Source organism: Spirosoma jeollabukense, assembly GCF_054777855.1.
Genome location: NZ_BAAHAD010000007.1, coordinates 121,511 through 134,091, shown reverse-complemented (window position 1 = coordinate 134,091; position 12,581 = coordinate 121,511). Strand labels below are relative to the sequence as shown.

The 12,581-nt window shown below is 49.5% G+C and carries 10 protein-coding genes; 3 read left to right on the top strand and 7 right to left on the bottom strand.

Annotation, left to right across the window (positions count from 1 at the left end):
• Positions 1-20 precede the first annotated feature (20 nt).
• Positions 21-1,277, bottom strand: a complete 1,257-nt coding sequence (locus ACYVEA_RS23320) for an acyltransferase family protein (protein WP_461115840.1) — start codon at positions 1,275-1,277, stop codon at positions 21-23.
• 184 nt (positions 1,278-1,461) lie between these two features.
• On the opposite strand from ACYVEA_RS23320, the gene ACYVEA_RS23315 reads away from it, so the two are divergent.
• The gene (locus tag ACYVEA_RS23315; RefSeq protein WP_461116003.1) at positions 1,462-1,872 is read left to right on the top strand and encodes a MaoC family dehydratase; all 411 of its coding nucleotides are present in this window, start codon (positions 1,462-1,464) and stop codon (positions 1,870-1,872) included.
• 96 nt (positions 1,873-1,968) lie between these two features.
• Here the strand turns inward: ACYVEA_RS23315 and ACYVEA_RS23310 are convergent, their stop codons facing one another.
• Entirely contained in the window at positions 1,969-2,154 is a 186-nt protein-coding gene (locus ACYVEA_RS23310; protein ID WP_093827431.1) for a histone H1, read from the bottom strand.
• 145 nt (positions 2,155-2,299) lie between these two features.
• A complete protein-coding gene (locus ACYVEA_RS23305; protein ID WP_461115839.1) occupies positions 2,300-3,604 on the bottom strand; it encodes an aminotransferase class I/II-fold pyridoxal phosphate-dependent enzyme in 1,305 nt (434 codons plus the stop codon).
• Positions 3,605-3,826: 222 nt separating this feature from the next.
• Between ACYVEA_RS23305 and accC the strand changes: the two genes are divergently transcribed.
• A complete protein-coding gene (gene accC, locus ACYVEA_RS23300) occupies positions 3,827-5,323 on the top strand; it encodes an acetyl-CoA carboxylase biotin carboxylase subunit (RefSeq protein ID WP_461115838.1) in 1,497 nt (498 codons plus the stop codon).
• 120 nt (positions 5,324-5,443) lie between these two features.
• Positions 5,444-6,517, top strand: a complete 1,074-nt coding sequence (locus tag ACYVEA_RS23295) for a winged helix DNA-binding domain-containing protein (RefSeq protein WP_461115837.1) — start codon at positions 5,444-5,446, stop codon at positions 6,515-6,517.
• Positions 6,518-6,625: 108 nt separating this feature from the next.
• Here the strand turns inward: ACYVEA_RS23295 and ACYVEA_RS23290 are convergent, their stop codons facing one another.
• From ACYVEA_RS23290 to ACYVEA_RS23275, 4 genes are all read right to left on the bottom strand, one after another.
• Positions 6,626-8,038 carry an OmpA family protein gene (locus ACYVEA_RS23290; RefSeq protein ID WP_461115836.1) on the bottom strand — a complete coding sequence of 471 codons (1,413 nt, stop codon included), beginning with the start codon at positions 8,036-8,038 and terminating at the stop codon, positions 6,626-6,628.
• Positions 8,039-8,185: 147 nt separating this feature from the next.
• Positions 8,186-9,700 carry an amidase gene (locus ACYVEA_RS23285; protein WP_461115835.1) on the bottom strand — a complete coding sequence of 505 codons (1,515 nt, stop codon included), beginning with the start codon at positions 9,698-9,700 and terminating at the stop codon, positions 8,186-8,188.
• 31 nt (positions 9,701-9,731) lie between these two features.
• Positions 9,732-10,823, bottom strand: coding sequence for a glycoside hydrolase family 130 protein (locus ACYVEA_RS23280; RefSeq protein ID WP_461115834.1), 1,092 nt, complete (start codon positions 10,821-10,823; stop codon positions 9,732-9,734).
• A 47-nt stretch (positions 10,824-10,870) separates the two neighbouring features.
• Positions 10,871-12,463: a M61 family metallopeptidase gene (locus ACYVEA_RS23275; protein WP_461115833.1), complete on the bottom strand. Its 1,593-nt coding sequence runs from the start codon at positions 12,461-12,463 to the stop codon at positions 10,871-10,873.
• Between the last annotated feature and the right edge of the window lie 118 nt (positions 12,464-12,581).

Here is a 12,581-nt window from a genome sequence, read left to right as displayed (position 1 = left end):
AGAGAGCGCGGAGCTAGGAGTTAAGAGTTAGCACCCTGTTCCAGGCTCCGGGCTCCAGGCTCGTTCACCAACTGCGTCGGTTCTTTTGCGGATAGACGTTCACGAAGTTCGGTAACGGGTTTCTCGAAGTATTTGAAAAGCAGTGTCGATAAAACAAGTACCAATCCCCAAAACAAGCCGACCTTCAGCCAGGCAACCATAAAGGAGCTCGTTGGGATGCGCTCAACGACGTTCATCATGATGGGTGTCAGGTTGAGCAAATACATGGAGTACGAAATCAGGCTGATGTGCGTGATGGCACGGGCAATGCCAAACCTGGCCCACCCTCCGGTAGCCGTGCGCCAGCCATCCATATACGGAACCAGCAAGGCCATACTCAACCCAATAGTCGGGAAATAAAACGTGCGCTTGTAAAATATATAAGCTGGTAAAATCCCGGCTTGAACGTAGTACTTCAGAATAAAAATAGAGGCCGATAAGGCCGTGATCACCGTTACCAGTAAGCCGACGACGAAGAGTCTACGACGTAGTGAATCATTTGTCCAGGAAGTTGGGAAATAATGCTTGGCATAGGCAGCCAGAACGCCGTAGGAAATAGCGTCTAACCGGGCGACGACAATGCCCCGGTAGCCTAATTCTCCCGCCGAAATCGGAATCTGGATAGCCGTAATAAGTCGGTACACATTCGTGCCAATGATTACAAACAGGATCGTTAGCAACACGATGCGTTGCCGTGAGAATCGACCTGATAGCCAGCTGTGCATAGCCCACAACACCAGCGGCAACGTTAGATACGACCATTCTTCAATGGCCAGGCTCCAGGTCTCGCCAAAAAAAGTGGGAACATCAGTAGTGAAGTTCTGCAGGAAAAAGAAGTATTTGAGCAGAACACCGTTTGCCGGTAATGTATGATGCAGCCCACTACGCCACGACCGAACCAGGGCGAAAACGATCAACCCGGTCAGCACAAGGTAATAATTGGGCAACGTGCGGAACCATCGACGTGTCCAGAAATTCAGAAGTAAATCACGATCAAAGCTGCCTTTTTTTTCGTACGACCGTATCAGGATGCCGCCAATGAGAAAGCCACTCAATACAAAAAACAGTTCAACGCCGTCGGGCAGGAGGTGGTGCCAGAACGCACCACTGTAATAGTCCTTTAAGGCAATGGTCGCATGGGCATCTACCACAATCAGGATAGCCGCTGCTCGCATGACATCTAACCCAAATACGCGCTTAGCCGACGACGTACCGAGCGAAAACAATTGGTTACGCATAAGTAATCACGAAGGTAAGAACGAATGCTGAATGATGAATGATGACCGGGCTTACAAACCAGCAATCCGAGGGTACGAACTATTCCTGAATCATCCTTATTCATTGTACATTCGGGGCCGCTTATGTGGCCTATCATTTATCGTTTATAATCGCACCGGCGACCCGGTTATCATTCAGGTTTTTATGGAATTTGGACTTAATGCCGTTCACCGTTACGCATTCCGCTTCTCACAGGATGACGTAATTGACTTTGCTCGTGTTACGGGCGATAATAACCCGCTACACCTCGATGCTGATTTTGCCGCACAGACGCCTTTTAAACGCCCGATTATTCATGGGATGCTGGGTGCCAGCATCTTCACAAAAGTGCTGGGAACGGAGTTTCCGGGGTACGGCTCGGTGTATCTAGCACAGACGCTGGAATTTTTGCGGCCTATGTTTGTCGACACCGACTACGAAGCGACGTTCACGGTGCAGTCAATTGACCCCGTAAAGCATACCGCTCAAATTCTGGGCGAAATCCGGGATGTAAAGACCGGGAAAGTCACCACAAAAGGTATTGCTACGTTGATGCACAAGGAGAAGATTTTGTAATGTAGACGCCATTCCTTGTATCTCTACACGAAAAAACACCCCTGTCAGATCGTGTCTGACAGGGGTGTTTTTCTTGTTTGACCTAAGGTCCGTTGATTACGCTTTCTCAGGGCTGTTCTTTGCGTTCTGAACTTCCGAACGGATTTCCTGAGCCAGCGTTTTCAAATCCTGCATTCCTTTGCGAACGCGAGTTCCGGCAGCCTGGTTATTTTTTTCGTAAAATTTCTCGAAATCACCTTCCAGGGATAGAACCAAATTCTTTACTTCATCGAAGCGTGCCATAGCGATATTGTATGGGTTTAAGTGTATGAAAATGCCCAAATTCCGCTAAAAACGCGGTTTTCGCCTGAAATTTAGTCATTCTCTTATACAGCGCAATAGCTAAGCCAAAAAAATGATCAAAAAATCCAATTTTTTGACAAAAACCCTATTCAGCGGCTGATTCCGCCGATACTTCGAGGGCGTGAGGGTCGATTTCAGCCTTATTTGGCCGATAATCACCATTCTTCAATTTCTCCGCTACCGACGAGAATGCTTCGAGTGTAAATTGTACGTCTTCAAGGGTATGCGCGGCTGTCGGAATGATACGTAGCATAACGATCTCTTTCGGTACAACCGGGTAAACAACAATCGAGCAGAAGATCCCTTTGTTTTCGCGCAGGTCGCGGATCAACCCTGTTATTTCGGGAATACCCCCCTGCACATTCTGTAACAGCACGGGCGTCACCGGAGATTGGGTATCACCGATGTTAAATCCGCGTTCCTTCAGGCCACTTTGCAACGCCCGTACGTTTGTCCACAGTTTGTCCCGGAACTCCGACGAATTCCGGATCATATCCAGGCGTTTGAGGCCACCCACTACGTAAGGCATTGGCAGCGCTTTAGCATAGGTCTGCGACCGCATGTTGTACTTGAGGTACATGATGATATCGTGGTCGGCGGCAATGAACGCACCGATAGCGGCCATCGACTTGGCAAACGTTGAGAAATAGAGGTCAATGCCTTCCTGGCAACCTAGCATCTCGCCAACGCCCGCGCCTGTGGCCCCCATGGTCCCAAAACCGTGGGCATCATCAACCAACAACCGAAACTCGTATTTCTCTTTTAAGGCAACGATTTTATCCAGGCTACCTACTTTACCCGACATACCGAATACGCCTTCAGTAATAACCAGAATGCTTCCTCCTTTTTCGGCGGCTTTTTTGGTGGCCCGCTGAAGGTTTTTCTCCAGACTGGCCATGTCATTGTGGTTGAATTTATAGTATTCACCCATTTTGGCTTTGTGCAACCGGATGCCATCGATGAGGCAGGCATGACATTCAGCGTCATACACGATCACGTCACGATAGTCAACGACGGCTTCAATGGCCGACATAACGCCCTGATAACCATAGTTCAGCAGGAAGGCGTCTTCTTTGCCAACGAATTCAGCCAGTTCTTTTTCAAACTGCTCGTGGAGATCGCTATTACCCGACATCATCCGGGCGCCCATGGGATAGGCAAGACCCCACTGCGCCGATGCTTCGGCATCCACCTGACGCACTTCGGGGTGGTTAGCCAGACCGAGGTAATTGTTCAAACTCCAGTTCAATACTTCCTTGCCCCGGAAACGCATGTGAGGGCCTAATTCGCCTTCAAGCTTGGGGAACGCGAAATAATGGTGACCGTTGAACTCCCGAGCTGGTGAACCGATTGGTCCCAGGTTATTACGCAGTTTCTCGAATAAATCCACTTTTTGATCTTGTTTATCAGGGGGAACCCTTCTTTTTTGCAGAGTAAGTGCAAAAATACGGTTAACTTTTGGTAGCGCAAATTCATCCTTAAAATTTCAATTAGCGAATCGTTTTGTAGCAAATGCTTTATTTTGGTAAATCATAGCATTCTATTGAGCCAATAGGCTAATTTGGCGGGGTTTATTGCCAATTCCTATCACGCCTTTCCGACCTGTATTACGATGCCAAAAATTCATAAATTACTTGTTGCCAACCGGGGCGAAATCGCCTTGCGGATCATGCGAACGGCCCGCGAAATGGGTATTCAGACAGTAGCCATCTACTCAGAAGCCGACCGTAACGCGCTCCACGTTCGTTACGCCGACGAGTCAGTGTGCGTCGGACCAGCGCCTTCGTCGGAGTCGTATCTTCGTGCCGATGTGATTATTGACGTTTGCAAACGGCTGAACGTCGACGCTATTCACCCTGGCTACGGGTTCCTGTCTGAGAATGCCAATTTCGCCCGATTGGTACGTGAAGCTGGCTTGATTTTTATTGGCCCTTCGCCCGAAAGCATCGAAGTTATGGGCAGCAAACTGGCGGCTAAAGCGGCCGTTGCCCAGTATAATATTCCAATGGTGCCGGGGACACCGTCTGCCATTACGGATCGAGCTGAAGCCAAAGTGATTTCGTCTCAAATTGGCTATCCAATTCTAATTAAAGCTAGTGCTGGCGGGGGAGGAAAAGGTATGCGCGTTGTGGAGAACGAGACCGAATTTGACGAACAGATGGACCGCGCCGTCAGCGAAGCGCAGTCAGCGTTTGGTGATGGATCGGTGTTTATTGAGAAATACGTTACGTCGCCCCGGCACGTTGAAATTCAGGTGCTGGGGGATCAGCATGGCAACATTATTCACCTGTTTGAACGCGAATGTTCGGTACAGCGTCGGCACCAGAAAGTAGTAGAAGAAGCGCCATCGGCCATTTTGACGCCCGAAATTCGCGATGCCATGGGTCGGGCCGCTGTCGACGTAGCACGGGCTTGTGGCTACTACGGAGCGGGCACGGTTGAGTTCATTGTTAACGATACGCTCGACTTTTATTTTCTGGAAATGAACACCCGGCTTCAGGTTGAACACCCCGTCACGGAGCAGATTACGGGTGTGGATCTGGTGAAGCAGATGATTTACATCGCCGAAGGCAAACCATTGACGATTAGACAAGAAGATTTACAGATTAAAGGCCACGCGGTTGAAGTGCGGGTCTACGCTGAAGACCCTGCCAACAACTTTTTACCCGATGTAGGCACACTCGATACGTATGTACGGCCGCAGGGCAACGGCGTTCGGGTAGATGACGGGTTCGAGCAGGGCATGGCCATCCCGATTTATTACGACCCCATGATCGCCAAGCTCATCACCTATGGCGACACGCGCGAAGAAGCCATCCAGAAAATGATTCGCGCCATCGACGAATACCAGATTTCGGGCGTACAAACGACGCTGCCTTTCTGCCGGTTTGTGATGGAACACGACGCCTTCCGGTCCGGCCACTTCGACACGGGTTTTGTGAGCAACTATTTCACACCCGATAAATTAACACCAACGCCCGGCGTAGTAGAAACCGGAGTAGCGGCTGTGCTGGCAGCTTATCTACTGGAAACTAATAAGCCAAAAAGTAATGGAGTTGCCACAGTAACAGTGCAGAAGAGTAAGTGGAAGGCGAATCGGTTGGGGTGATCATACTGAGTTTTACGCCGTTGCCTACTAATAAAGACCATCAAATCATGTGTAAAGCTTTTCACTTTAGTTTAATGAATTCTCTTACATAGGGCCATTAAATAGAACATACGTATCATTATGACCTTGTCTGAAATTGCTAGCTACCGGCTTATCAATCAACACATTCGGGAAAGCACTTTCACGAAGTCCGCAGACATGGTGGCCTGGCTAGGGGCAGTTCAGGCGCAGGAATATGGTTTATCCAAATGGGCTATTGGGTTGAGGCTCCCGCAGTTGACCGATGCCGATATTGAGCAGGAATTTACGGATGGAAAAATCCTTCGAACTCACCTGCTACGTCCGACCTGGCACTTCGTGACGCCCGCTGATATTCATTGGTTACTTGAATTAACGGCTCCGCGCGTGAAAGCAGCCAATGCGTTCATGTATCGTAAAATGGAGTTAAATGCGGACATTTTTGCGCATAGCCATGATACGATAGTTAAAGCCCTGGAAGGTGGAAAACAACTGACACGCACGCAGTTAAATACAGAGCTGGCTAACCAGGGTATTACAGCCGATGGCATTCGGTTAAGTTGCCTGATGATGCAGGCCGAACTCGATGGCATTATTTGCAGTGGCGCCCGACAGGGCAAACAATTCACCTATGCCCTGCTCGACGAACGCGTGCCGCCAGCAAAAGCACTCCATAGGGATGAAGCCCTGGCTGAGTTAACAAAACGGTATTTCTTTAGCCGGGGTCCCGCTACTGTAAAGGACTTTTCTACCTGGTCTGGACTCACTATTTCTGACGTAAAAAAAGGGATTGGTCTGGTCAAATCTCATTTTTTACAGGAAGTCCTGGACAACGAAACGTATTATTTTCCGCCAGCTAACGTAGTCAATACGGATGGCCCCCTTACGCGCCTGTTGCCGATCTATGACGAGTATATTATGGGCTATAAAGACAGACGTGCGATACTAGCGTGCAAGGATTCGGACAGAATAGCTTCAAATTTCGTCTTCGATCAGACCATTGTTATTGATGGCCAACTTATGGGTACCTGGCGACGGGTTATCAACGCAAAAAACATTGATCTTGAGCTTACTCTATTCAAAAAGCTAAGTGAACCTGAACAAACTGCATTAACCGATTCTATCAACCATTTCTCAAGATTCATGAATTTGCCTGTGGCGGTTGTTGAACGTTAGTTTTCTAAGCTCCTCTACTGGTCTTCCCAAGGCCGTTACTGTCTGATTCCGTGTAGTTTATTGTTCGGCGTCGTCTCTGATTACGCCGAACATAAGTTGAACGCGATCTTACAGCAACACAAACTCTACCCGCCGGTTTTTCTTCCGATTTTCTTCGTTGTTGTTTGGGGCGACCGGATCGAGGGGGCCGCGCCCAACAGCTGTCAGGCGAGTCCGACGGATACCTTTACCAGCCAGATAATCAATTACGGCCTGGCAGCGGTCGCGGGAGAGCTGGATATTGAGGTCCAAATCACCCTGATTGTCCGTATGGCCGCGAATCTCTATACGTAGCATTGGGTATTGCGTCAGTACGTCGTAAAGTTGATTAAGTTCAGTGTAAGATTGAGGACGTAGCACTGGACTACTCTGATCAAAATAAATTTTATTCAATTGTATGCTTTTGCCTTTTTCTATTACACCAAAAATTTTTGTTGTGATAGCAGAAACAGAGGCTGTACTTGTCTCCCTTGCGGTGAGATTCGATTTCAGTTCACCAACAACAATATCCGGTTTAGGCTCAGCGGGTTCAGGCGCTGGCGGAATAGGCGTTAGTTTGACCAGCACTTCGTTTTGTGCCTTATTCGTAACGATCATAAACGTAACATCTTCATAGCCTTTGGCATTACTCCGCAACTGATAAGCTCCTCTGGCGGGTAACGTTGCGCTAAATAACCCAACTTCAGGACTGGGAGCCAGCACAATAGGGGCCATGCCAACTGGGCCAGACAGCATAAAGCGTCCGCCCACAACGGCCTGATTTGTTTGGCTATCTACCGCACGAATGATCAGATCAACCGCTGTTTTATCTAACTCTGCGTCGAATTCATACCGCTTACCCGTCGGTGCTACGTCAATAGTTAACTGCCGATGAGCGGAATTATAGCCCGGCGCACTCACCTCAATATCCAGATTATCTGGCTTTGTGAAGGTTCGCTGCAATCGTCCTTTCTGTAGCTGAAACCGTTCGGATTTTCCTGTAATACGCGATGTAATGACGGCTGTTGCCGGAGATAGCGGCTGGTCGATCTTCACGGCAAATGCTTTAATGATCAGCACGCTGGGTCTCGTGCGCATCAATTTTACGATCAGCCGCTGGGCGAGCGACAGGTTAAAAATTCGGGTCTTAGCCTCAAAATAATCCGGAGCCGACGCTTTAACAATATAACTTGAACCACGCATACCAGACAGTTTAAAGCCTAAACTATCGGGTGCGACGGGTACAGGTTGCCCACTGCTTTCGTCAATAACTGACAACTTCGCATTAGAGACAATGGTATCCGTTTCAGCATCAATAAGGCGAATGGCTACGTTCAGCATGGCCGAAGCCGACTGTTTTTTTTGTGGTTGAACCGTTTGGGCGCCCACAGGGCAAATACCTACTGACCAATAAATAATGCACAAGATGGTTAGTCCTGTCAGATGCTTTAATATGCCCGCAGGCGTTTTATTTGGTAGATATGCGTATAGCGTTTGGTTCATTAAAGCGTGGTGGTGGGTCGCGTCAAAAATACGGACGTGTCAGTCAACATTGTCTCGGAGAAACGGTTATTCAGCAAAAATAATGGAACCGCGCTTTCGCAAAAGCACTATGAACGGGTTTTGCGAAAGCGCTATTCGCACTGAGCTCTATACGTCTGGCCGTTTGTCAAACCAGGGTTTGGCTCGTTCCAGTTGACCCGCCATTCGAAAAAGGGTTGCTTCGTCGCCGAGTTTGGCCGCAAACATTACGCCGATAGGCAACCCGTCGGCCGACCAGTGCAGCGGTACTGACATCGACGGCTGGCCGGTCATATTCGTAATCACGGCAAATGAAATATAACCCAGAGATCGCTCAGCCAAATCATTCACTGTTTTGCTCCCATTCAGGTATTTCAACCCACCCAATGAATCCACTAATTTAAGTAACCGCTGCTCCGAAGCTGTATTCTGAAATGTGCCAATAGCAATAGGTGGACGGGGCAAGGTTGGCGTTAAAAACAGGTCATACGTTTCATGAAACTGGCCCATGCTACGGTTGAGGCTATTCCAGCGACGTTTCTGATACGCGGCATCAGCCGCCGTGAAGCCCTCCGCCAGCCGAGCTTGTGCCCATGTATTCAGCTCCACATCACTACGTTGGACGGGTCTGCCCAGGTAATGTCCCAACTCCCGAAGAGTAGCCGCTGTTTCGCTCAGCACCGATAGAAAAAATGCTTCTGTCACGAGTGTTTTTTCATACGGCAAGGGCACTTCTTCAACTGTATGGCCTAAACTTTCGAGCAAGCGAGCCGTTTCCTGAACCGCTTTTACGCATTCCGGATCAACAACCTGCGAAGGCATCAGCGACTGGGTTGAGAAGGCAATACGTAGCTGCCCCGGCTCCCGATCAACTTCTTCCCGAAAGGGTCGTTCGGGTGGGGCAATGCCGTAAGGATCACCTGCCAACGGGCCCGCAATCACATCCAGGAAGCCTGCACTATCCCGGACACTACGTGTTACGACGTTGGCCGTCACGGCTCCGTTCCATAATTCGCCAAAACGCGGACCGAGCGTTATGCGTCCGCGCGAAGGCTTGAGCCCAAATAAACCGCAGCAGGCCGATGGAATGCGAATCGAGCCGCCACCGTCTGAAGCAGTAGCCGCTGGAACAACCCCAGCCGCTACGGCAGCCGCTGACCCACCACTCGACCCGCCTGGTGAGTGCGTCAGTTTCCAGGGATTGCGGGCAGGACCGTAGAGTTTCGATTCTGTGTAAGGTGTCAGCCCAAATTCGGGCGTATTGGTTTTGCCAAAGAACACCAGACCCGCGGCTTTCAGACGCTTAATAATTTCACTATCGGTTGTGGAGACATAATTTTTATACCCTGCACAACCCGCTTTCATAGGTGTTCCGGCCCATTCAAATTCCAGGTCTTTCAGCAGAAACGGCACTCCGCGAAATGGGCCTGTTTGTGGCAATTGTTTCGCTATGTCTCTGCCTTTGTCGTACAAGGGCGTAACAATGGCGTTCAGCTTCGGATTGACGGCTTCAGCGCGAACGATGGCCATTTCCAGGAGTTCGGCAGGCGTTACTTCGCCCGTGCGAACAAGTTCGGCCAGCGATGTAGCATCGTGCTTGACGTACTCTTCAAAGGATAGGGCTTGGGCAGGGGAAGTTTGCATAGGGTAGGTTTTGGGATGGATAGACGGCCGTCTATTGTTTGGCAACGGTTACCCCGATTTTAGAGTCGGCGGTTCCATAATACAAAAACCAGCGTCCCTTGAAGGGTACCAGGCCTTCCAGAAAACAGACCTGGTTGACCTGGCCCTGTATTTCGTACGGCTGATCGGGCTTAATAAAATAGGTTTCCGAACGGTCGAGCAGTTTTGCCGGATCGTGTGCATCAAACAGCAATTGCCCTCCGCAATAAGCTCCTTTAGGAAGATTTGGATCACCATTCTGATCGGCATTCATACCATTATAAATTAACTGAATACCGGCTTTCGTGAGCATGGCAAACGCGCCAGGTTCAATTAATCGAGAATCATATTTACCCGGTCGCGACTCGGCGGCAATTACAGGTTCGCCCTTGTCGCTTTCGAGTGGTGACCAGTGCAAAAGGTCATCCGACGTAGCAAGCCGAAGCTTTGGCTGGTCGCCCCAATACATCCAATACTTCCCGTTGATTTTCTGTGCAACCAATCGGTCACCAATACGATTGCATACAATCGCCCCTGATTTCGACCATAAATTCCGATACTTGCCATTATCGAACTGATTGAACGCCAGTCCCTGTTTGTTCCATTTGATCAGGTTGCGCGACGTAGCTACGCAAAGTCGCGCTATATCACCGTCGTAGGATGTGTAGGTCATTACGTATACGCCATTCGGGCTTTCAACAATGCGCGGGTCTTCACAACCTCCTTCCCACTCATATACCTTCATCGCATCGTTATCGGGATAAAACACCGGTTTTGGCATCCGTTTGAAATGAATACCATCCGTACTCTCCGCCAATCCCAGGCGCGACGTACCGGCATACTTTCCAACAGTATCTTCGGCCCGGTAAATCATATATACCTTTCCATTACGTACTACAGTTGCCGGGTTGAATACGTCTTTTTCTTCCCATCGAACGGTTTCTTTACGTATCGGGCAGGCAAATGTGGTGCTGCTTTTAGCATCCAGAATCGGGTTATGGGCATTCTCTTTTTGAAATGGCCCCAGCATCCAGGGCTTTTCGGGTTTGGGTTGCGCCAACAGGCAGCCTGGCAATAGGAAAAGGAATAGAAACGAACGCTTCATTATAGATCGGGTTAGGGTTTAATCGCTTGATGAAAAGCCAGACATCATCATTTGGCCACTACTATTTTACCTATATTTTTGTCAGGCACCAGTTCGGCTTCATGGGGAAGCTCGGTTGGTAGTTCGGCGGTCGCTGCCTGGCCAAACCAGCGCGCCCGTTGCTGGTAGACGAACTGGCCGTTAGCCTGGTCACTATTCAGTTCCAGCAGCCGGATACCTCCGGGATGGTCGTTGCTGGGCTCTTCATACACAACCTGGAGCCCCACCCAGGCCAGATACTCGTTTAATGTGGCTTCGAGCGGATGATTGCCGAAAATACACACGTCGTAATACCAGTCCAGCGACTCACCGGCAACGGCTTCTGTCACGGCACGGTAATCGTCGAGGGTGTAGCCAACGAAGGGTTTTCCAAAACGTTGCCACATCAGCCGCATGACGTCGTCCAGCGAACGCTCGTGGTTCGTGAGTCGGCGAATGTGCAAATCCAGAATCAGCGCGACAATGGCCCCTTTGTGATAAACCGACACTTTGCGATCCGGCACCCCTTTGTCGTAACCATCGAGCCACAAATCCCACGACGACTCGGTCAGCGATTGAAAGGCCAGCCCGTTATTCTCGAAATGACGTTTGAACACAACCTGCAACTCTTTCAGGTACGCTTCATCCGTGAATACGCCCGACTGCCGAAGCATCAAATCACCATAATAGGTCGTTACGCCTTCTGCCACAAAGCAGGTTGTAAAGTAATTCTCCTGTGTGAAATCATAGGGCAATAACTCGACAGGCCGAATACGGATAATGTTCCAGGCATGAAATAACTCATGCGACGACACACCCAGTAAATCCTGATACAATCCTTCTCCTTCATCATTTGGCCCCAGTACCAGCACCGTCGAATTGCGGTGTTCGACGCCGTGGTAATGCGGTACGGGTAGTATCAGGGTCAGAAAATGATAGGCTTTCTCGGGAAATTCGCCGTACAGATCAAATTGTTTTTGCGAGAACCGGCTGAAATCCTGGATGATCCGGTCGGCATCGAACGTAGTGTTTCCATCGGTACGTCGACCGCCCTGAATCCAGACGTGAAACGGCACGCCACCCACCTCATAGTGAATATGCTGCATAATCGGCGCAGCAATCAAGGGGCAGTCTACCAGTTCATAGAAATCAGCCGCCCGCAGGTTTTTAGGATCAGTTTGTTCCAGTCCACAGGCAATCATCCAGCCATCAGGAATATCCAATTCAAGCGTACAGGGCTCTGTAATACGTCCCTCAGCATATAGGCACAGATTTACCGGATTTACATAAAGTAACGTATCACTGATGAAACTGCTGCCTGCATTAAGCAGATTAGGCGTAGGGAGTAGCGAGTAATAATTATATTGTACAGTCAATGCAGTCGCCCCGTTCGTCTGAACGCGCCAGCGGTCTTTCGTGATTTTCCGAAACGGCAGGGGTTGCCCTTTTTCGTCGAAAACCTCGAACCGCTGAATATTTTTAGCGAACTGCTGCAATTCATACCGGCCAGGTCGCCAGGCGGGCAACTGTAAATCCACTTCCGGCGTTGTGATATTCGTTAGATGCGCGTCAACGGCAATATAATGCGGAATGGCCCGGTCGGCAGACAGTCGATAATGCATAAATTAACAGAAGAGTAAGAATTAACAGAAGAGTAAGGCCCAAAAATAACAGTCGCCGAAGGCCATGATGCCCTGTATACTAAAGTAATAGCTATAATAAGGTCCAACTTCCGGCGAA